The organism is Huaxiibacter chinensis (assembly GCF_022171985.1).
GTDB classification, from domain to species: Bacteria; Pseudomonadota; Gammaproteobacteria; order Enterobacterales; family Enterobacteriaceae; genus Enterobacter; species Enterobacter chinensis_A.
Genome location: NZ_JAJVHF010000006.1, coordinates 100,659 through 122,350 on the forward strand (window position 1 = coordinate 100,659; position 21,692 = coordinate 122,350).

Here is a 21,692-nt window from a genome sequence, read left to right on the forward strand (position 1 = left end):
CAAACATTGATGAAGGTTAATACGATGAAAGCATTACATTTTGGCGCAGGTAATATCGGTCGTGGCTTTATCGGCAAACTGCTGGCAGACGCGGGCATTACGCTGACATTCGCCGATGTGAACCAGGTGGTGCTCGACGCCCTGAATGCCCGTCATAGCTACCAGGTCCATGTCGTTGGTGAAAACGAACAGGTTGAAACAGTCTCTGGCGTAAACGCAGTGAGCAGCATTGGCGACGACGTCATCGATCTTATCGCCACCGTCGATCTGGTCACGACCGCCGTCGGTCCGGTTGTTCTTGAGCGCATCGCGCCTGCCGTGGCGAAAGGCCTGGCTAAACGTAAAGCACAGGGGAATGAAGCCCCTCTGAACATCATCGCCTGCGAGAACATGGTGCGCGGCACCACGCAGCTGAAAGGGCACGTACTCGCCGCTGTTGCCGACGAAGACAAAGCCTGGGTGGAAGCACACGTCGGGTTTGTCGATTCCGCCGTTGACCGTATCGTTCCGCCGTCAGAATCCGCGACCCACGATCCGCTGGAAGTGACCGTAGAAACCTTCAGCGAGTGGATTGTTGATAAAACCCAGTTTAAAGGCACGCTGCCCACTATTCCGGGGATGGAATTAACCGATAACCTGATGGCCTTTGTCGAACGCAAACTCTTCACGCTGAACACCGGGCATGCTATAACCGCGTACCTCGGAAAATTAGCCGGTCATCAGACCATTCGTGACGCGATTCTCGATGAGAAAATCCGTGCGGTGGTAAAAGGGGCGATGGACGAGAGCGGCGCGGTACTGATTAAACGCTACGGTTTTGATGCCGAAAAACACGCGGCATATATTCAGAAAATCCTCGGTCGTTTTGAAAACCCGTATCTGAAAGATGACGTTGAGCGCGTTGGCCGTCAGCCTTTGCGTAAACTGAGCGCGGGCGACCGTCTGATCAAACCGCTGTTGGGTACGCTGGAATACAGCTTGCCGCACGCCAACCTGGTAAAAGGGATTGCCGCCGCGATGCACTATCGCAGCGAGCAGGATCCACAGGCACAGGAGCTGGCGCAGCTGATTGACGCGCAGGGTCCGCAGGCCGCGCTGGCGCAGATTTCAGGGCTCGAGGCGAACAGTGACGTGGTTGCGGAGGCGGTTAACGCATACAACGCCACTAAATGATGCAGAATACGGCGCAGGTCATCCTGCGCCCGAACAACAGATTGTCAGATATGCAGGCAATAATGGAACAAACCCAGGCCTTTGAAAATCGTGTGCTTGAGCGTCTGAATGCTGGCAAAACCGTACGAAGTTTCCTGATCACCGCCGTGGAGCTATTAACCGAGGCGGTCAATATTCTGGTGCTTCAGGTGTTTCGCAAAGACGACTACGCGGTAAAATATGCTGTAGAACCGTTACTGGACGGCGACGGACCGCTGGGCGATCTCTCTGTGCGTCTGAAGTTGATCTACGGCCTTGGCGTACTCAGCCGTCACGAATATGAAGATGCTGAACTGCTGATGGCCCTGCGGGAAGAGCTTAATCATGATGGCAATGAGTACGCGTTTACCGATGACGAGATACTCGGCCCCTTTGGCGAACTTCACTGCGTAAGCGCCCTGCCGCCTGCACCGAATTTTGATAAAAGCGATCCCGAGCTTCATGCGATGCAAAAGCTGAGGTATCAGCAAGTTGTGCGTTCCACCATGGTCCTTTCCCTGACTGAGCTGATTTCCCGAATCAGCTTAAAAAAAGCGTTTCAGAAGTAAGACAGCGCGCATTGGTGTATCCTTCCCTGTAATTCCCCCGATTTTAGAGCTATATGTGATGAAAGAAGTCGAAAAAAACGAAATTAAACGCCTGAGCGACCGCCTGGATTTGATCCGCCATCAGCAAGCGGGTCTGTCCTTAGTGGAGTCTGCCGATAAGTTCGCCGAGCTTGAGAAAGAGGTTGCCACCCTGGAAGCCGAAATCGAGCGCCTGCGCGCCGTTAAAGGCCATAAGCTGAGCAAAGAAGCCCAGAAGCTGATGGACATGCCGCATCGTCGAGCGATCACTAAAAAAGAACAAGCCGACATGGGTAAGCTGAAGAAAAGCGTCCGTGGCCTGGTGGTCGTTCATCCAATGACCGAACTTGGCCGTGAAATGGGCCTGAAAGAGATGACGGGCTTTTGTAAGACGGCATTCTGAATAATTTAACTTAAAGTAAATTTTTAAGCCTGATATATTCATTATGTGTATATATCAGGCTTTTTTATTGATCAAGATAGTAATTGTGATTGATTAATCTTCTGCAATAATGATAACGATGGGTTCACAATCCCTTTCCAGAAGAGTACAGTAAATACTTACCTTATAAATCTAAATAATACACCCAATAAACCTCTGAAATATAATATATTCAAAGGTTTGATGGTTAGTCATTGAATTAGGTTATCAATCTATGAACTCTACTGAACACACAGCCTTTCAAAACAGTGCACTTTCATTAGAACAAAAACTTGAAAAAGCCAGAGCTGAACTGCTTGATCTGGGTGCCAGAAATCGTTTACTTAACATCCCAAGATCTAAAAATACTCGCTTCCTTGAAGTTATAGACGAACGTTCCGATCTCATTTATGACCTGCTCGTCAATGAAAAAAAAGCATTCACTTTTCTCCATGGAAAATCGGGAAAAGAAGAAGACATCGAGCTGAAAGATGAGGATAACTCCTCAGATGAGAAAAAATTCGTTTATCAGTTTGATGAGACAAGTACCGAGACAAGGTCACAGCACCTTGACACAAAGCTTCAAACCCGTCTTACACCTAAAGGCTTACAGTCACGCCTGCTTGATCTCTATCATGACTCAAAAACACTAGAAGAAGAGCAAGGTGCCAATATTCTTTTTCTCGCACTGGGAACACTTAAGTGGATCGATCCCGCTAATAAAGAAAATATACGCTATGCGCCTTTGATACTTGTGCCTGTGAGCCTTGAACGAGGCAATGCAGGTGAACGTTTCAAACTAAGAGCACGTGCAGAAGACATTATATCGAATCTTTCACTGGAAGCATTTCTTGAACGGGTTCACCATATAAGCGTGCCTGAAATGCTGTGTGATGATAATGATAACATTGACGTAAAAAGTTACTTTGAAGCTGTTAAACAGGCAATAGCTTTAAAGACCGATTGGGAAGTCAATGACAACGATATTATCCTCGGTTTATTTTCGTTCTCTAAATTTTTGATGTACCGGGATTTAGATCCTGCAAATTGGCCTGATGGAGAAGCGATTACCTCCCAGTACCTTATACGCGCGCTTATGGAAGAGGGTTTTGAAGAAAGCGATGGACTTATCTCAGACGAGAGTTCTATAGATCCCATTATCTCACCAAAAGACATGCTGCACATTATGGACAGCGATAGCTCACAAACACTCGCTATTCATGAGGTGAGAAAAGGCAAAAACCTGGTGATACAAGGGCCACCGGGAACGGGTAAGTCACAAACCATAGCCAATATTATTGCATCTGCTATCGCAGATGGAAAAACAGTGCTTTTCGTTGCTGAGAAAATGGCAGCTCTGGAAGTAGTAAAACGACGTTTAGACCAAACGGGCGTTGGCGATGCTTGTCTTGAGTTACATAGTAACAAGGCCAATAAGCGTATTTTATTAGAAGAGTTGAAACGTGTATGGGAGCTGGGATCGCCTCGTGGAGAATATCCTGACGAGCTGATCGAAAATTTAACTGAGGCCCGTGATACTTTAAATGAACACCCTGCTCGATTACATAAGATTTTTACCCCATCCAAATTAAGCCCATATCAGGTGATTGGGCAACTTGTTCGCTTACGTCAAAACGGACAAGCACCTACCGACTTCCATCTCCATGGCTTTGCTGAATGGAGTAACACTGATCTGTTAAAACGCCTGGATCTCGTCAAAGAAATTATTGAGCGTATCGAGGATATTGGCCTACCTCAGAATCATCCATGGAATGGGGTCAAACGGGAATCGATTTTGCCGAGCGAAACGGAAAGGCTGATTCCCAAAATAGATGCATTACTAAGCCAGACGAAAATCTTCCATGAGTTAATGTTATCTACAGCCTCTCTTATCGGATTAAATCCAAAGCCCACCTACTTTGATGATACGGTTAAAATTACAGAGCGCGCTACTGCCCTTAATCAAGCTCCAGAATTTGAAGAGTCTGCTCTCATTGCACCAGTTTGGTCGAATTCATCCTCCAAAATAAAAGACCTGATTGATAAAGGTGAAACTTTCACCAAAGGTTACGATGAAGTACAAAGCTTCATTTATCCAAATCAATTTGATACCGACCTTCTTGAACTTCGTGATGAATTACAGTCTCTCCCCTGCCCCCTTCAGCCTGGTGCCTTCGCTTCTGCCAAAATGTTGCTGCCCTTACTTCCGCAAATCAGCACAGCTGTGACAAATCTTGCAAAAGAACTTGGTACAGATGCTCAATACATTTCGAGTAGAGACATCAAAAACCTTATCACCCTCAGCCAGCGAGTTGCAGACGCACCAGATGCAAGCCCTCAAGCATTTATTGCTTCTGTGTGGGAACATGGTGTTGAGCAAGCCATGGATCTGGTCGAGGCCATTGCCAGTTTCAATTCTCTGCGAAAAAAACTTAATCCCCTTGTATTTGAAACTGTATGGGAAACGGAGCTCACGCAAATCAGGCATCATCTCGCCGTCAATACAGGCGTGTTTAAATTTCTGAACGGAGATTGGCGACGCTCCCGAGCGCTTTCGAAAACACTGATTCGTGATACGAATCAACCCTTAGTTCAGCAAATTGAAATCCTGGATAATATAATTCAGGCACAAGCACTCAGAAAAAAAATCTCGGGCTGTAATGAATTTGGTAGTAACGCATTTGGTCCACATTGGCGTAGTGAAAATAGCGACAGCATTGCTCTCAAAGCTTTAGTCGAGTGGATGGCTACGATTAAGGACGTCGGTCCGGAAGCACGTATGCTAGCGAGCCAACTTTCAGATCGCGAGATGCTTAAGCATCTCAGCGGCCAGTTGTCACTGCTTTTGGAGAGCGCCAATGTCGAACTCAATCTACTGTGGAAGGCTTTCGGCCCATCACCAGAGCCTTGGTTTGATAACAATTATTCTGTCAAACGGGTTCCCCTGAATTTCATTCAGGCTCTCATACAAAAGCTTGTTCGTCTTGATACATTGTCTCACCAGATTATGCAATGTCCGGCAGATGACTTGGGCGAACGTCTCAGTCTGATCAAAAAAATCATTGATCTGCAATACCAGAAAAAATCAATCGAATCTCAATCAGAATTAGGAAACGCTGCATTTGGAAAAGACTGGTTAAGCTATCACTCAAGTTGGGATCGACTAAAAAAAGATTATGACTGGATGGTTGAATATGGTGATTTACGATTTATCAGCGCAACTATCAAAGACCGTGATGAATTAATGGAGACGGTAAACCAACTTACTACAATGAATTCGACCATTCTTGACGGACTGAAAATACTCGCTAAAGAGCTCCACTCCGGATTTGATGATCTTTTCTGTTCAGATAATAATGCCTTAATAAGTATTCAGCGCCTCTCTGACAAACTTGAGTCCTGGATCGAGCACTCAGAACAGCTATCAAAATGGGTTGCATGGCAGCATCGGCGTAATCAGGCTAACCAGTCGGGGCTTTCGGAAGTCATTGACAGAATTGAAGATGGGCGCTTGCCTCTTAATGAATGCTACACCTCCGTTGAATATTCTTATTTCGATTCGCTGTTTACTTTAATGGCTGAAAATATACCTTCTCTTTCTCGTTTTGATGGTGAGCTTCATACGCGAAAAGTGAACTCGTTCGCAGAAATGGACCTGCGACGTATTAAGTCTTCCAGCCTTGAAGTTGCACGAGCCCACCATCGGCGCATTCCTTCTAAAATGGGTGCTGCAGGGCCTGTAGGCATTTTGCGAGCTGAAATGGCAAGAAAAAGAGGGCATATGCCTATACGTCAGCTCATGCTCAAAGCTGGCCCGGCAATACAGGCATTAAAACCAGTAATTATGATGAGTCCGCTTTCCGTTGCGCAATTTTTGATCCCAGGAAAACAAAAATTTGATCTGCTCGTGATGGATGAAGCCAGCCAGATCCAGCCCGTTGACGCTATTGGTGCTATTGCACGTTGTCGGCAAGTCGTCGTCGTAGGTGATGAAAGGCAATTACCGCCGACCAGCTTCTTCTCACGAATGACCGAAGCCAGTAACGATGGGGATGATGACGATGCAACTCAAGTTGCTGATATCGAGAGCATCCTGGGTCTATTCGTGGCCAGAGGATTACCTCAACGGATGCTACGATGGCATTATCGCAGTCGCCATCAATCTCTTATTGCCGTCTCAAATAGCCAGTTCTATGAGAATAAGCTCTTTATCGTACCAAGCCCCTATACGGAAGAAGCGGGAATGGGTTTACGATTCCATTATGTTGAACAGGGTGTTTTTGAATCAGGAGGCAGTAACTCCAATCCCATTGAAGCCAGGAGAGTTGCAACAGCAATTCTGGAGCATATCCAGTCAAATCCGGAACTTTCGCTGGGTGTTGCAACATTTTCCGTTTCCCAACGCAAAGCGATCCAGGACGAGCTAGAGTTCCTTCGCCGATTGAACCCGCAATACGAAGATTTCTTCCAGTCCCATCATGGCGAGCCTTTCTTCATTAAAAATCTTGAGAATATCCAGGGTGATGAGCGAGATGTCATCATGATCTCAGTAGGGTATGCCCGAAATGCTCAAGGTTATCTCGCTATGCGATTTGGCCCACTTGGTTCACAAGGTGGAGAACGGCGCTTAAATGTTTTAATTAGTCGCGCAAAACGTCGCTGCGAAGTCTTTGCCTCCATTACCGATGAAGATATCGATCTCGAACGTGCAAAAGGTATTGGCGTACTGGCGTTCAAACTTTTCCTTCAGTATGCCCGTACAGGCCGTTTATCAATGTCAACGCCTTCAGGGCGTCCCATGGATAGCATTTTCGAAGAACAAGTTGCAGCAGCGCTGCAAGCTAAAGGCTATCAGGTGCATCCGCAGGTTGGGATAGCAGGTTTCTTCATTGATCTGGCCATTGCCGATCCTGACATGCCGGGACGTTATCTCCTCGGAATTGAATGCGATGGGAGCGCCTACCATTCTTCGCGCTCGGCCCGAGAGCGAGATCGCTTACGCCAGGCGGTGTTGGAGGATCATGGATGGTTCATCCATCGCATCTGGAGTACCGATTGGTTCCAGCGCCCAGAAGAACAGCTTCAGAAAGTCATCAATGCTATCGAAAATGCAAAGGACCAGCTGAAAAACAGAGCGCAACATGCATCTTCTCATTTACGTGCGGTTCCCATTGAGATAGTGACTGTTGAACGAGATAACGTCATTGAAGTCGGCTTAGATAAATCTAATCCCGCAAATGACCAATCGATTAACTATGAAGAATCGAAGCCTGAAGCTAATTTTGCCTATGCTTTACACGAAATGCCTACAGGTGTTCTTGCAGACATGATCGAAAAAATCGTCTCCGTTGAAACCCCTGTCCACTTAAGCGAAATCATCACCCGTCTGCGTACCGCATGGGGATTGCAACGTGCTGGCGCTCGCATTGAAAACGTCGTTAGCCAGTCTGCCCAATTAGCATGTAAAAAGGGCAAGATCTCAGAAGAAAATGGCTTCTTTTTCTATACGGGAGCGGCCATTCAGCTTCGCAATAGACAAAATGTGTTATCAGCAGGCCTACGCAAACCAGAGATGATTGCTCCGGAAGAAATTGCCTCAGGCACGGTTGAATTCGTTAAAGTCGGCTTGGGTGCCACAGAGGATGAAGTTATTACCGCGGTTTCGAGAATGCTGGGTTTTAAATCGACGAGTAGCCTTCTGAAGCGAGTCATTTCTGACGTAGTTGAGCAGTTGATCAAAGATCACAAGCTTAAGCAAAGTGACGGTTTAATAACTTACGCGGAGGAAGAGGACAGTAAAAAAGTCATTTGAGCCCTCCTGAAGGCCAGTTTCGCGGGGAGTCGCCGTATTGCCCGCCTCCCGTGAAATTGGCCCAACCAATTCCCCTTTTGATTGTCCCCTGGTTCACACTTCTGCCATTTCTGCTCACAAAACCATTGCTCATGCATAACAATTGATTAACCATTTGTTGTCATTAACCCTACATCACCCTATTGGCAGGACCACTTTTACACTGACTGTGACGCAGAGATGAGCACAGACTCACCGCCGAACCGATCGTGTGGTCCTCAGGAGACCTGCATGAGCCTCTGGCAACAAAACTACGATCCGGCCGGGAATATCTGGCTGTCGAGCCTGATCGCATCGTTACCTATTCTGTTCTTCTTTTTTGCGCTGATTAAGCTCAAATTGAAGGGCTATATCGCCGCCACCTGGACCGTGGCCATTGCCTTAGTTGTGGCCCTCCTCTTCTATAAAATGCCTGTCGATCGCGCGCTGGCGTCGGTCGTTTATGGCTTTTTCTACGGTCTCTGGCCGATAGCCTGGATCATCATCGCTGCCGTATTTGTCTATAAAATCTCGGTGAAAACCGGGCAGTTCGACATTATCCGCTCGTCGATCCTCTCCATCACCCCTGACCAGCGTCTGCAAATGCTGATTGTCGGGTTTTGTTTCGGTGCGTTTCTGGAAGGTGCCGCAGGATTTGGCGCGCCCGTAGCGATTACCGCCGCGCTGCTCGTGGGGCTGGGCTTTAACCCCCTTTATGCCGCGGGCCTGTGCCTTATCGTGAACACGGCGCCGGTGGCCTTTGGCGCAATGGGTATTCCCATTTTGGTTGCCGGACAGGTGACCGGGCTGGATAGCTTTGAAATTGGTCAGATGGTGGGTCGTCAACTGCCGTTCCTGACCATTATTGTGCTGTTCTGGATCATGGCGATTATGGACGGCTGGCGCGGGATTAAAGAGACCTGGCCTGCGGTCGTCGTGGCGGGCGGTTCATTTGCTATCGCCCAGTACCTCAGCTCAAACTTTATCGGCCCCGAACTGCCGGACATCATCTCGTCGCTGGTTTCTCTTGTGTGTCTGACGCTGTTCCTGAAGCGTTGGCAGCCGGTACGCACCTTCCGCTTTGGCGACATGGGCGCCTCGCAGGTGGATCAGACGCTGGCCCGGACGCACTACACTCCCGGACAGATTATCCGCGCCTGGTCACCGTTCCTCTTTCTGACGGCCACGGTTACGCTCTGGAGCGTTCCACCGTTCAAAGCGCTCTTTGCGCCAGGTGGCGCGCTCTACGACATGGTGTTCAATATCTCTGTGCCGTTCCTCGACAAAATGGTCGCGCGGATGCCGCCGGTCGTTCACGACGCGACGCCGTATGCGGCGGTCTATAAATTTGACTGGTTTTCTGCCACCGGCACCGCCATTCTGTTTGCCGCTATCCTGTCTATAGTGTGGTTGCGCATGAAGCCGGCCGCCGCGATACAGACCTTTGCCAGCACGCTGAAGGAACTGGCGCTGCCGATTTACTCTATCGGCATGGTGTTGGCGTTCGCCTTCATCTCCAACTATTCCGGCCTGTCGTCGACGCTGGCGTTAGCGCTGGCCCATACCGGCCATGCGTTTACCTTCTTCTCGCCGTTCCTCGGCTGGCTGGGGGTGTTCCTGACCGGATCGGATACCTCATCTAACGCCCTGTTTGCGGCCTTACAGGCCACTGCCGCACAGCAGATTGGCGTGTCGGATGTGCTGTTAGTCGCCGCCAATACAACGGGTGGCGTGACGGGCAAAATGATCTCCCCGCAGTCCATCGCCATTGCCTGCGCCGCGGTGGGACTGGTCGGTAAAGAGTCGGACCTGTTCCGCTTTACCGTAAAACACAGCCTGATATTCACCTGCATGGTCGGGATAATCACCACGCTGCAGGCCTATGTCTTAACCTGGATGATTCCATGATAGTGATGCCCAGACGCCTGTCCGACGAGATCGCCTCTCGCGTGCTGGCGCTGATTGAAGAACAACAGCTTGAAGCGGGCATGAAATTGCCCGCCGAGCGCCAGCTTGCCGCACAGCTTGGCGTCTCGCGCAATTCCCTGCGTGAAGCACTGGCAACGCTGGTCAGTGAAGGCGTTTTACTGAGCCGTCGCGGGGGCGGCACCTTTGTGCGCTGGCAGCATGATGACTGGTCCGGGCAAAACATCGTTCAGCCGCTGAAAACGCTGATGGAGAACGATCCGGACTACAGCTTCGATATCCTTGAAGCCCGGCATGCTATCGAGACCAGTACCGCCTGGCATGCCGCTATGCGCGCCACGGATGCGGACAAAGAGAAACTTAAAGCCTGCTTCGAGGCGACCCAAAGCCGCGATCCGGATATCGCGTCGCAGGCCGATGTGCGTTTTCATCTGGCGATTGCCGAAGCGTCGCACAATATTGTCCTGCTGCAGACCATGCGCGGTTTTTTTGACCTGCTGCAATCCTCCGTGAAGCAGAGCCGTCAGCGCATGTATCTGGTGCCCCCCGTTTTTGCCCAACTGACCGAGCAGCATGAAGCCGTTCTGAACGCCATTCTGGCAGGGGATGCCGAGGCCGCTCGCAAAGCGATGATGGCGCATCTGGGCTTTGTGCATACCACCATTAAAGAGTTCGATGAAGATCAGGCCAGGCAAGCGCGTATTACCCGTCTGCCCGGCGATCATGATAATTCCCGGGAGAACAATGCATGATTATTTCCGCAGCCAGTGACTATCGCGCCGCGGCGCAGCGCATCCTGCCGCCCTTTTTGTTTCACTACATTGACGGAGGCGCTTACGCTGAATACACCCTGCGCCGAAACGTAGAAGATCTCTCTGAAGTGGCGCTGCGTCAGCGCGTGCTGAAGAATATGTCGGACCTGAGCCTTGAGACGAAACTGTTCAACGAGACGCTCTCCATGCCCGTTGCGCTGGCCCCCGTGGGTTTGTGCGGCATGTACGCCCGGCGGGGCGAAGTACAGGCCGCGGCGGCGGCGGATGCAAAAGGGATCCCGTTCACCCTGTCCACCGTGTCGGTCTGCCCTATCGAAGAGGTTGCTCCCACCATTAAGCGACCTATGTGGTTCCAGCTTTATGTCCTGCGCGATCGCGGTTTTATGCGCAACGCGCTGGAGCGAGCCAAAGCAGCAGGCTGTTCAACGCTGGTGTTTACCGTGGATATGCCCACGCCCGGCGCACGTTATCGCGATGCGCACTCCGGCATGAGCGGTGCGAATGCGGCAATGCGACGTTACTGGCAGGCGGTGACGCATCCACAGTGGGCCTGGGACGTCGGGGTTAATGGCCGTCCCCATGATTTGGGGAATATCTCGACCTACCTCGGTAAGCCGACCGGGCTTGAAGACTATATTGGCTGGCTGGCGAATAACTTCGATCCGTCTATTTCGTGGAAGGACCTTGAGTGGATCCGGGAATTCTGGAATGGCCCGATGGTGATCAAAGGGATCCTGGATCCGGAAGATGCCCGCGATGCCGTGCGGTTCGGCGCGGATGGCATTGTCGTTTCCAACCACGGCGGTCGTCAGCTGGATGGCGTGCTGTCTTCTGCACGCGCGCTCCCTGCTATTGCTGATGCGGTAAAAGGGGATATTGCGATTCTGGCCGATAGCGGTATTCGTAACGGCCTGGATGTCGTGCGCATGATTGCCCTGGGTGCGGACACCGTACTGCTGGGCCGCGCGTATTTGTATGCACTGGCGACGCACGGCCAGGCGGGCGTGGCGAATTTGCTTAACCTGATTGAGAAAGAGATGAAGGTGGCGATGACGCTAACGGGAGCAAAAACGATCGGGGAAATCAGCAAGGATTCGCTTGTGCAGGAGCTGAGTAAATTACCCGCGGCGCTGGCACCGCTGTCGCAGGGGGATGCGGCGTAACCGTGGTGCGGTGTTGTGCGGCCTGATGCCCTCACCCCGGCCCTCTCCCACAGGGAGAGGGAGAAAAACCTGTGCCATCACTCGACCCTGTCCCACAGGGAGGGGGAGAAAACCAGTGCCTGTCCCACGGGGAGCGGGAGGTAGAAATATTCCCTCTCCCTGCGGGAGAGGGTTAGGGTGAGGGCAAAACTCTGCTATTCTGCCCCCGCATATAAGGGGGCAGCATGCTTAACATCGTTTTATTCGAACCTGAAATTCCACCTAATACCGGTAATATTATCCGCCTGTGCGCCAATACCGGTTTTCGTCTGCATATTATCGAGCCAATGGGCTTTGCGTGGGATGACAAACGTCTGCGTCGCGCAGGGCTGGATTATCACGAGTTTACTGCCGTGATGCGTCATCAGGATTACGCCGCCTTTATTGAGGCAGAAAAGCCGCAGCGCATGTTTGCCCTGACGACAAAAGGCACGCCAGCGCACAGCGCAGTTAGCTATCAGGACGGTGACTATTTGATGTTTGGCCCGGAAACACGTGGTCTTCCGGCGACTATTCTGGATGCCCTGCCGCCCGCACAAAAAATCCGAATCCCCATGATGCCGGACAGCCGAAGCATGAATTTGTCGAACGCGGTGTCGGTGGTGGTGTATGAAGCATGGCGCCAGTTAGGTTATCCCGGCGCCATTCTCAGAGATTAAATCCCGTCGCCATACTCAAAGGTATGGTGGATGCCGTTAAAGTGCTGATCCATATCCATCGACGGCTTATCGCTGTCTGGTTTGCCGACGATACGCGCCGGTACGCCAGCAGCGGTTGTGTGTGGCGGAACGGGTTGTAACACCACGGAGCCCGCGCCAATCTTCGCGCCACGCCCCACTTCAATGTTACCGAGGATCTTTGCACCAGCGCCAATCATAACGCCTTCGCGGATTTTAGGGTGACGATCGCCGCTGGTTTTGCCCGTACCGCCCAGGGTGACCGATTGCAGAATAGAGACGTCATCTTCGATGACGGCGGTTTCACCCACCACGATGCCCGTCGCATGGTCGAGCATGATGCCACGACCAATCGTCGCAGCCGGATGGATATCGACCTGAAAGGTCACGGACACCTGGTTTTGCAGAAAGATAGCCAGCGCGCGGCGGCCTTCATTCCATAGCCAGTGACCGATACGGTAAGCCTGCAAGGCATGAAAACCCTTGAGATAGAGCAGCGGCGTAGAATATTTATCTACCGCGGGATCGCGCGTGCGCACGGCCTGGATATCGCAGGCGGCAGAAGCGATCATTTCAGGATCGGCGGCGTAGGCCTCTTCCACCACTTCACGAATGGCAATGGCCGGCATAATCGAAGAGGCCAGCTTATTGGCGAGCATATAGCTCAGCGCGCTGCCAAGGTTTTCATGCTTAAGTAGCGTTGCGTGGTAGAAGCTGGCGAGCATAGGCTCGCAGTCGGCTAAAGCCCGGGCTTCAGCTTTAATATTATTCCAGACGATATCCAGTTCTTCACACGGCATTGCTTACTCCAGACGACAGGTTAATGACCAGCCAGTTCTGCGCTGGCTGGGTCATTCAGATGACTACGGTTCCGATTAGTTATTGCTACGCTCGTCCTTGCGTGAGCGACCCAGTAAGGTCAATGCTGCCTCGCGCGCATTTTTTCCGCAATACAATACCTGATAAATTTCCTCGGTTATTGGCATTTCGACACCAAAGCGGTGCGCCAATTCGCGAACTTCTTTGGTATTGCGGTAACCTTCCACGACCTGGCCAATCTTTTCCTGTGCGCCAATCACGTCCATGCCCTGGCCGAGCATCATGCCAAAGCGGCGATTACGAGACTGGTTGTCGGTACAGGTCAGCACCAGATCGCCTAAACCCGCCATCCCCATAAAGGTGGTGGGATCGGCGCCAAGCGCGGTGCCCAGACGAGACATTTCGCTCAGGCCACGGGTGATCAGCGCCGTACGGGCATTTGCACCAAACCCGATACCGTCGGACATGCCTGCACCAATCGCAATCACGTTCTTCACCGCCCCGCCCAGCTGCACGCCGATAAAATCGGGATTGCTGTAGACGCGGAAGCTCTTACCGCAATGCAAAAGCTGCTGCAGATCGTCCGAGAACGCCCGATCGGTAGACGCCAGTGAAATGGCCGTCGGCAGGCCTGCCGCCAGCTCTTTAGCGAAGGTTGGCCCGGAGATTACCGCCAGCGGAATATCATCACCCAGAACTTCACGGGCTACGTCCTGCAACAGACGTCCGGTTTCGGCTTCCAGCCCTTTCGTGGCCCACACAATACGCGCGTCGGCGCGCATCAGCGGTTTGATCTGATGTAAAACCTGGCCAAAGACATGGCTCGGGACGACAACCAGAATATTGCGGCTGGCTGCCAGCGCGGTCGCGAGATCGCTTTCGAGATGCAGCGAGTCGGGGAAAGGGACATCCGGAAGAAAAGCCACGTTGCAGCGATCGTGTTGCAACGTCGCAATGTGTTTGGGATCGTGGCCCCAAAGCACCACTTCATGGCCATTTCGGGCCAGGGTGATGGCAAGAGCGGTGCCGTACGAGCCGGCACCGATCACTGTCATTGACGCATTAACAGTACTCATCAGGCATCCTGATGTTGTTCAGTACCTTCGCCAGCTTGCTGTTGCAGATAGTTCATGAACAGCGCATCAAAGTTAACTGGCGCAAGGTTCAGTTGCGGGAATGTACCGCGAGAGACCAGGCTGGTGATGCATTCACGGGCATACGGGAACAGAATGTTCGGGCAGTATGCACCCAGGCAATGCGCCATCTGGTTGCCTTCAATGCCGCCGATGGAGAAAATCCCGCCCTGCTGAACTTCACACAGGAACGCAGTTTCTTCGCCCAGAGAAGCGGTAACGGTCACGCGCAGCACGACTTCGTATACATCGTCTGCCAGTTGGGTAGACGCGGTATCAAGATCAAGTTTAACTTCAGGCTGCCAGTCTTTCTGGAAAACCTGTGGTGCATTTGGAGCTTCAAAAGAGACATCTTTAGTATAGATGCGCTGGATCTGGAAGCTCATTTCGTTGTTGTTTTGTTCTGACATGGAAATACCCTTTTTAATTATCCTAAAACGCCTTAGCGCAGCAGGGGTTCTAGTCCACCGCTTGCATCAAGCGCATACAAGTCATCACAGCCGCCAATGTGCTGCGCATCAATAAAAATCTGCGGAACCGTGGTACGGCCACTACGTTTAATCATCTCTTCACGTTTTGCCGCATCGCCATCAATAGGCAGTTCCTGGAAGGTCACGCCTTTACTGCTCAGCAGAGCTTTTGCGCGATGACAGAACGGGCAGGTCGCTTTGGTATAGATTTCAATATTGGCCATAACGTATTCCTCTTATTTGCCGCGAACCAGCGGCAGGTTTTCACCGCTCCAGCCGGAGACGCCGTCTTTCAGTACATACACTTTTTCGAAGCCCGCTTTGATAAGCGCGCTTGCCGGATCCTGTGCCTGCATTCCGGTACCATCAACAACGATGATCGGTTGAGCTTTATGCTTTTCCAGTTCACCTACGTTGTTGGCCTTGATTTCAGCGGGTAACAGGTTGATAGCACCGGCAATGTGACCTTTGCGGAAATCGTCGCGCTGACGCAGATCCACAACCACCGCATCTTCTTTATTAATCAGACGCGTTGCTTCACCACGGGTAATCACCTTAACTTTAGAAGTCAGGCCTTTAAATGTAGTAAACAGCACAGCGGCCAGTAAACCAATCCACGCGATACTCAGTACCGGATGGCGGCTAACAAATTGCATAATTTCTTGCATGGGGGGTAACAACTCCCGACGTAGTGATAAAAAAACCAGGACAGGAGTATACCTGTGCGTTGTGGCAAATACAGCCAGCGAGAATAAGCTAATCCATTTTCTGCGGCATGCCACGAAAAAAATGACCCAAAATGGTCTTTACGGGCGCTTGCCCCCACGCTTTCTTTGATCTTCTGCGGCTATTTGATCGATTCAGCTGTAGTAAAATTACGCAAATTTTTTTATCTCTTGAGCATGAGGTTGTCGCAATGTCGGTTTCTAAAAAACCTATGGTACTGGTGATTCTGGATGGCTATGGCTACCGTGAAGATAGCCAGGATAACGCCATTTTCAACGCAAAGACCCCGGTCATGGATGCCCTGTGGGCGAAACGTCCGCATACGCTGATTGATGCATCTGGCCTGGAAGTGGGTCTGCCAGACCGTCAAATGGGTAACTCTGAAGTGGGTCACGTCAATCTGGGTGCGGGCCGTATCGTCTATCAGGATCTCACCCGTCTGGACGTTGAAATTAAAGAACGCACCTTCTTCTCAAACAACGTGCTGACCACCGCCGTCGATAAAGCCGTTAAGGCCGGTAAAGCGGTACATATCATGGGCCTGCTCTCCGCCGGTGGCGTACACAGCCATGAAGATCACATTCTGGCAATGGTTGAACTGGCGGCTGAACGCGGCGCAGAAAAAATTTACCTGCACGCTTTCCTGGATGGACGTGATACGCCTCCTCGCAGCGCAAAATCTTCCCTGCAAACTTTCGAAGATAAATTTGCCGCGCTCGGTAAAGGTCGCGTCGCGTCTATCATTGGTCGTTACTACGCCATGGACCGTGACAACCGCTGGGATCGCGTTGAACAAGCGTATGATCTGATGACGCTGGCAAAAGGTGAATTCCAGTTTGATTCCGCGGTGGCCGGTCTTGACGCCGCGTATGCCCGCGATGAGAACGACGAGTTCGTTAAAGCGACGGTCATCCGTGCAGAAGACCAGCCAGACGCGGCAATGGAAGACGGCGATGCGCTGATTTTCATGAACTTCCGTGCTGACCGTGCCCGTGAAATCACCCGCGCCTTCGTGAACGCTGATTTCGACGGTTTCGCTCGTAAAAAAGAGGTTAACCTCGATTTTGTGATGCTGACGGAATACGCCGCTGACATCAAGGTTCCGTGCGCTTACCCACCAGCCTCTCTGGCCAATACCTTTGGTGAGTGGATGGCGAAGAACGACAAAACCCAACTGCGCATCTCCGAAACGGAAAAATATGCTCACGTCACCTTCTTCTTTAATGGCGGCGTCGAAGAGCCGTTCAAAGGCGAAGACCGTATTCTGATTAACTCACCGAAAGTCGCGACCTACGATCTGCAGCCTGAGATGAGCTCAGCCGAATTGACCGAAAAACTGGTCGCCGCCATCGAAAGCGGTAAGTACGACACCATTATCTGTAACTACCCGAACGGCGATATGGTGGGCCACACGGGCGTGATGGAAGCGGCAGTAAAAGCCGTTGAGACGCTGGATCATTGCGTTGAACAGGTGGCTAAAGCGGTCGAGTCCGTAGGGGGTCAGTTGCTGATTACGGCCGATCACGGTAACGCAGAGCAGATGCGCGATCCTTCTACCGGTCAGGCCCACACGGCGCACACTAACCTGCCTGTGCCATTGATTTATGTCGGTAATAAATCACTGAAAGCGGTCGAAGGCGGCAAGCTTTCCGACATCGCGCCAACGATGCTGACGCTGATGGGTATGGAAATCCCGAAAGAGATGACTGGCAAGCCGCTGTTCATCGTGGAATAATCCTTCCCCATGAGGGGAAAGGCGATTTTTTCAATCACATGGGCCGTGAAGCCGTTTCGGTTATCCATCAGGCCTGTGCTTTACGCCAGCGCGCTTAGCGCTGGCGTATTGTTGTGCGCCGCTTCCGCCCATGCGGACGACCGCGATCAGTTAAAATCAATCCAGGCAGATATCGCCGCCAAAGAGCGTGCGGTACGCCAGCAGCAGCAGCAGCGCTCCTCGCTGCTTGCGCAACTTAAGCAGCAGGAAGAGGCGATCTCCGCTGCCACCCGTAAATTGCGCGAAACGCAGAACACCCTCTCCCAGCTCAATAAGCAAATTGACGAGATGAATGCGTCCATTGCAAAGCTGGAACGTCAGCGAGATGCGCAGGAGCGCAATCTGGCGGCCCAGCTCGATGCGGCGTTCCGCCAGGGCGAACACACTGGCATTCAGCTCATCCTGAGCGGTGAAGAGAGCCAGCGCGGCCAGCGCTTACAGGCCTATTTTGGCTATCTGAACCAGGCACGCCAGGAGACCATCGCGCAGCTTAAGCAAACGCGGGAAGAGGTCACCTCGCAGAAAGCCGAACTGGAAGAAAAACAGAGTCAGCAGCAAACGTTGCTGTATGACCAGCAGGCGCAGCAGGCGAAGCTCGAGCAGGCGCGTAACGAGCGTAAGAAGACGCTCGCCGGGCTGGAATCCTCTATCCAGCAGGGCCAAAGCCAGCTCAGTGAAATGCGCGCTAACGAATCTAAGCTGCGCAACAGTATTGCCCGCGCCGAAGCGGCAGCAAAAGCCCGTGCAGAGAAAGAAGCGCGTGAAGCGCAGGCGGTGAAAGATCGCCAGCAGGAAGCCTCCCGCAAAGGGACCACCTACAAACCAACGGAAACGGAACGTTCGCTGATATCACGTACCGGCGGACTGGGCGCACCGCGCGGACAAGCCTTCTGGCCCGTTCGCGGCACAATTCTGCATCGCTATGGCGAACAGCTACAAGGTGAGCTACGTTGGAAAGGTATCGTTATCGGTGCGTCTGAAGGGAGTGAAGTCAAAGCTATCGCCGATGGCCGCGTCATTCTCGCCGACTGGTTGCAGGGCTACGGGCTGGTCGTGGTGGTTGAGCACGGTAAAGGCGATATGAGTCTTTACGGCTATAACCAGAGCGCGCTGGTCAGCGTGGGTACGCAGGTCCGTGCTGGACAACCCATCGCCCTTGTGGGCAGCAGTGGCGGTCAGGGCCGCCCGTCACTCTATTTCGAAATCCGTCGCCAGGGTCAGGCGGTCAATCCACAGCCGTGGTTGGGAAGATAGGTTTTGCTTCAATTTCGTCGTTTTGTTTTCTCCATCGTCAGTGCACTGGCGCTGGCTTCTCCGGTATACGCAGGCAAACTTGCCATTGTGATTGATGACTTTGGTTATCGTCCGCACACGGAAAATCAGGTGCTGGCCATGCCGCAGGCCATCTCCGTCGCCGTGTTACCCAATGCGCCACACGCGCACGAAATGGCGACCAAAGCACACAATAGCGGGCACCAGGTCCTGATTCATCTGCCGATGGCCCCCCTCAGTAAGCAACCGTTAGAAAAAGACACGCTTCGCCCGGATATGAGCAGCGACGAGATCGAACGCATTATTCGCGATGCGTATAACAAAGTGCCGTTTGCGGTCGGACTGAACAACCACATGGGCAGCGCGATGACCTCCAGCCTGTTTGGAATGCAAAAAGTGATGCAGGCGCTGGAACGCTACAATCTCTTTTTCCTCGACAGCGTAACCATCGGAAATAGCCAGGCGATGCGTGCCGCACAGGGCACGGGTGTGAAGGTGATTAAGCGTAAAGTCTTCCTGGACGACACGCAGAACGAAGCGGACATTCGCGTCCAGTTTAATCGCGCCGTTCAGCTGGCGCGGCGAAATGGATCCGCCATTGCCATTGGGCATCCGCATCCGTCCACGGTGCGCGTATTGCAGCAAATGCTGCCGACCCTGCCCTCTGATATCACGCTGGTCCGTCCGGGCGATCTGCTGAACGAACCACAGGTGGATACCTCACGACCACATACCCCGCCGCCGGCTACGGCACCGCGTAATCCGTTCCGGGGGGTGAACATGTGCCAGCCGAAACAAACGCCTGAGCCGGTCTACGCGACGCGCTTCTTTACGGTGATTGGGGAGAGTATGAGCCAGAGCACACTGGTGCAGTACTTTAAGCACCAGTGGCAAGGCTGGGGTAATAAAGCTTAATTATTCAACAAGATGAGAGTCCGTATGCTCCTTAGCAACGGGCTCTTTTTTGTCTTCATGTTGATACCAGGCTTTAAAGTATTTCAAAAAGCTGTATGAAGTGGCGTACAGGCCCGTCACGACACCCACCTTCCCCTGCCGCCAGGCTCCGCTAAAGAGATACCATTTGAAGAACGCGCCAATGGCGCTGACGATCCCTCGGCCAATGGACGGGCGAACGTTCTGGTATTTCACCAGCCGCGAGGTGTAGCTGTTCAGCTTATTGAAGACTTCGTGCAGCGTATAAAAGGTGTCATGGCGCACGCGCCCTGGCATTTTCACGGTGTGCAGCCTGCCTTCCACCTTGTCATCCACGGGGCGATGGTTAAATCGCGCCTGGGTCCGGTTAAAAAGCCGCACCGGGAAATCGGGTGACGAGACAGGATAAAGGGTTCGCACCTCCTGCCCCAGCACGTGCCAGTAGCGGGTGATACGCCAGGCGTTGTCCACCGCAGGCTCTTCACCGGCCTTTAGCGCCAGAATAAAATCGATCGTTTCAGCATCCAGAATTTCATCGCTGTCCATGCAGAGCACCCAGTCATTGGATGCCAGGCCAATGGCATGATTCATTTGCATACCGTGCATGGCGTAAGGATGTAGATGCGGGGTCAGGCCATATTCATGGCAGATATCCAGCGTGTTATCCGTACTGCCGGAATCCACCACAATGATTTCATCGCCCACGATCAGCAAGGGAGGCAGGACTTCGCGCAGGAGTCGCGCTGAGTTACAGGTCAATAAACAAACGGTCAGCTTGAACATAGTCACTGTAAAGGTAAACGGGAGTTAAACAAACTTTATAAGCGTGTGGATAAAAAAGCGAAATAAAACTCGAAATAATCCGATTGCGGATCGCAAAATTGTGAAGACGCTGCAAAAAAAAGCGCCCGCAGGCGCTTTTCAGGGGTTAATCCCAGCTTAAGATGACCTTCCCGGACTGGCCAGAGCGCATCGCATCAAAGCCCTTCTGGAAATCATCAATGCCGAAATGGTGCGTAATGATCGGCGTCAGATCCAGACCAGACTGAATCAGCGCCGCCATCTTGTACCAGGTTTCGAACATTTCGCGACCGTAGATACCTTTGATGAACAGCCCTTTAAAGATCACTTTGTTCCAGTCGATGGACATATCGGACGGTGGAATACCCAGCATCGCAATACGACCACCGTGGTTCATGGTGTCGAGCATGGTACGGAACGCCGGTGGGGCGCCGGACATTTCCAGACCCACGTCAAAACCTTCGGTCATCCCCAGCTCGGCCATCACGTCGTTCAGGTTCTCTTTAGAGACGTCCACCGCGCGGGTTACGCCCATTTTGCGCGCCAGCGATAAGCGATACTCATTGACGTCAGTGATCACGACATTGCGTGCACCCACGTGTTTCGCCACGGCCGCCGCCATAATGCCGATAGGGCCTGCGCCAGACACCAGCACATCTTCACCCACCAGGTCAAAGGAGAGCGCCGTGTGCACGGCGTTGCCGAACGGGTCAAAGATAGAGGCCAGGTCGTCAGAGATGTTGTCCGGGATCTTGAACGCATTGAACGCCGGGATCACCAGGTATTCAGCAAAGCAGCCCGGACGGTTTACGCCAACACCGACCGTATTACGGCACAGATGGGTTCGTCCGCCGCGGCAGTTACGACAATGGCCGCAGGTAATGTGACCTTCGCCGGAAACGCGGTCGCCAATTTTAAAGCCTTTCACTTCCTGGCCAATGCCAACCACTTCGCCGACGTACTCGTGACCGACAACCATCGGTACCGGAATGGTTTTTTGCGACCACTGATCCCAGTTATAAATGTGAACGTCAGTGCCGCAAATGGCGGTTTTACGAATTTTGATCAGCAGATCGTTATGACCGACTTCCGGCTCCGGCACGTCGGTCATCCAAATCCCTTCTTCCGCTTTCAGTTTGGATAACGCTTTCATCACA

Annotated in this window: 18 protein-coding genes; 11 read left to right on the top strand and 7 right to left on the bottom strand. The window is 52.1% G+C overall.

The genetic code is table 11. From position 1 onward, the window contains the following. The first annotated feature begins 24 nt into the window (after window positions 1-24). The 8 genes from mtlD (at window position 25) to trmL (ending at window position 12,589) form a co-directional block, all read left to right on the top strand. Complete coding sequence (gene mtlD, locus LZP96_RS15175) at window positions 25-1,173, top strand: mannitol-1-phosphate 5-dehydrogenase (protein ID WP_480070940.1); 1,149 nt, start codon at window positions 25-27, stop codon at window positions 1,171-1,173. Continuing rightward, entirely contained in the window at window positions 1,170-1,760 is a 591-nt protein-coding gene (gene mtlR, locus LZP96_RS15180) for a mannitol operon repressor MtlR (protein WP_064324326.1), read from the top strand. Before mtlD ends, mtlR begins: the two co-directional genes overlap by 4 nt. A 58-nt stretch (window positions 1,761-1,818) precedes the next feature. After that, window positions 1,819-2,181 (top strand): YibL family ribosome-associated protein, encoded by a 363-nt coding sequence (locus tag LZP96_RS15185; protein ID WP_064324325.1) that lies wholly within the window; start codon window positions 1,819-1,821, stop codon window positions 2,179-2,181. Window positions 2,182-2,434: 253 nt separating this feature from the next. Further along, the gene (locus tag LZP96_RS15190) at window positions 2,435-8,011 is read left to right on the top strand and encodes a DUF3320 domain-containing protein (protein ID WP_258926150.1); all 5,577 of its coding nucleotides are present in this window, start codon (window positions 2,435-2,437) and stop codon (window positions 8,009-8,011) included. A 270-nt stretch (window positions 8,012-8,281) separates the two neighbouring features. Further along, complete coding sequence (gene lldP / locus LZP96_RS15195) at window positions 8,282-9,937, top strand: L-lactate permease (RefSeq protein ID WP_258926151.1); 1,656 nt, start codon at window positions 8,282-8,284, stop codon at window positions 9,935-9,937. Next, window positions 9,934-10,707 carry a transcriptional regulator LldR gene (lldR, locus tag LZP96_RS15200; protein WP_064324322.1) on the top strand — a complete coding sequence of 258 codons (774 nt, stop codon included), beginning with the start codon at window positions 9,934-9,936 and terminating at the stop codon, window positions 10,705-10,707. Before lldP ends, lldR begins: the two co-directional genes overlap by 4 nt. Beyond that, window positions 10,704-11,891 carry an FMN-dependent L-lactate dehydrogenase LldD gene (lldD, locus tag LZP96_RS15205; protein ID WP_064324321.1) on the top strand — a complete coding sequence of 396 codons (1,188 nt, stop codon included), beginning with the start codon at window positions 10,704-10,706 and terminating at the stop codon, window positions 11,889-11,891. Before lldR ends, lldD begins: the two co-directional genes overlap by 4 nt. A gap of 224 nt (window positions 11,892-12,115) precedes the next feature. Then, complete coding sequence (gene trmL, locus LZP96_RS15210; RefSeq protein WP_064324320.1) at window positions 12,116-12,589, top strand: tRNA (uridine(34)/cytosine(34)/5-carboxymethylaminomethyluridine(34)-2'-O)-methyltransferase TrmL; 474 nt, start codon at window positions 12,116-12,118, stop codon at window positions 12,587-12,589. Here trmL and cysE read toward each other — a convergent pair. From cysE to LZP96_RS15235, 5 genes are all read right to left on the bottom strand, one after another. Then, window positions 12,586-13,407 (bottom strand): serine O-acetyltransferase, encoded by an 822-nt coding sequence (cysE, locus tag LZP96_RS15215; RefSeq protein ID WP_064324319.1) that lies wholly within the window; start codon window positions 13,405-13,407, stop codon window positions 12,586-12,588. The two genes, trmL and cysE, sit on opposite strands and share 4 nt — an antisense overlap. Before the next feature lie 75 nt (window positions 13,408-13,482). After that, window positions 13,483-14,502 (bottom strand): NAD(P)H-dependent glycerol-3-phosphate dehydrogenase, encoded by a 1,020-nt coding sequence (gene gpsA / locus LZP96_RS15220; RefSeq protein ID WP_064324318.1) that lies wholly within the window; start codon window positions 14,500-14,502, stop codon window positions 13,483-13,485. Next, complete coding sequence (secB, locus tag LZP96_RS15225; protein WP_064324317.1) at window positions 14,502-14,969, bottom strand: protein-export chaperone SecB; 468 nt, start codon at window positions 14,967-14,969, stop codon at window positions 14,502-14,504. Before secB ends, gpsA begins: the two co-directional genes overlap by 1 nt. Window positions 14,970-15,001: 32 nt before the next feature. Continuing rightward, complete coding sequence (gene grxC, locus LZP96_RS15230) at window positions 15,002-15,253, bottom strand: glutaredoxin 3 (protein ID WP_064324316.1); 252 nt, start codon at window positions 15,251-15,253, stop codon at window positions 15,002-15,004. A 12-nt stretch (window positions 15,254-15,265) separates the two neighbouring features. Continuing rightward, complete coding sequence (locus tag LZP96_RS15235; protein ID WP_064324315.1) at window positions 15,266-15,697, bottom strand: rhodanese-like domain-containing protein; 432 nt, start codon at window positions 15,695-15,697, stop codon at window positions 15,266-15,268. 248 nt (window positions 15,698-15,945) lie between these two features. Here LZP96_RS15235 and gpmM point away from each other — a divergent pair, with 248 nt between their 5' ends. The 3 genes from gpmM to LZP96_RS15250 are packed head-to-tail and all read left to right on the top strand — an operon-like array spanning window position 15,946 to window position 19,716. Continuing rightward, window positions 15,946-17,490, top strand: coding sequence for a 2,3-bisphosphoglycerate-independent phosphoglycerate mutase (gene gpmM, locus LZP96_RS15240; RefSeq protein ID WP_258926152.1), 1,545 nt, complete (start codon window positions 15,946-15,948; stop codon window positions 17,488-17,490). Window positions 17,491-17,523: 33 nt separating this feature from the next. Further along, window positions 17,524-18,783 carry a murein hydrolase activator EnvC gene (gene envC, locus LZP96_RS15245; RefSeq protein ID WP_232462984.1) on the top strand — a complete coding sequence of 420 codons (1,260 nt, stop codon included), beginning with the start codon at window positions 17,524-17,526 and terminating at the stop codon, window positions 18,781-18,783. Window positions 18,784-18,786: 3 nt separating this feature from the next. Beyond that, window positions 18,787-19,716, top strand: a complete 930-nt coding sequence (locus tag LZP96_RS15250; RefSeq protein ID WP_064324312.1) for a divergent polysaccharide deacetylase family protein — start codon at window positions 18,787-18,789, stop codon at window positions 19,714-19,716. Here LZP96_RS15250 and LZP96_RS15255 read toward each other — a convergent pair whose 3' ends face one another. Both LZP96_RS15255 and tdh read right to left on the bottom strand, forming a co-directional pair. Next, window positions 19,717-20,517, bottom strand: coding sequence for a glycosyltransferase family 2 protein (locus LZP96_RS15255; protein WP_064324311.1), 801 nt, complete (start codon window positions 20,515-20,517; stop codon window positions 19,717-19,719). Between the two features lie 145 nt (window positions 20,518-20,662). Beyond that, a complete protein-coding gene (gene tdh, locus LZP96_RS15260) occupies window positions 20,663-21,688 on the bottom strand; it encodes an L-threonine 3-dehydrogenase (RefSeq protein ID WP_064324310.1) in 1,026 nt (341 codons plus the stop codon). Between the last annotated feature and the right edge of the window lie 4 nt (window positions 21,689-21,692).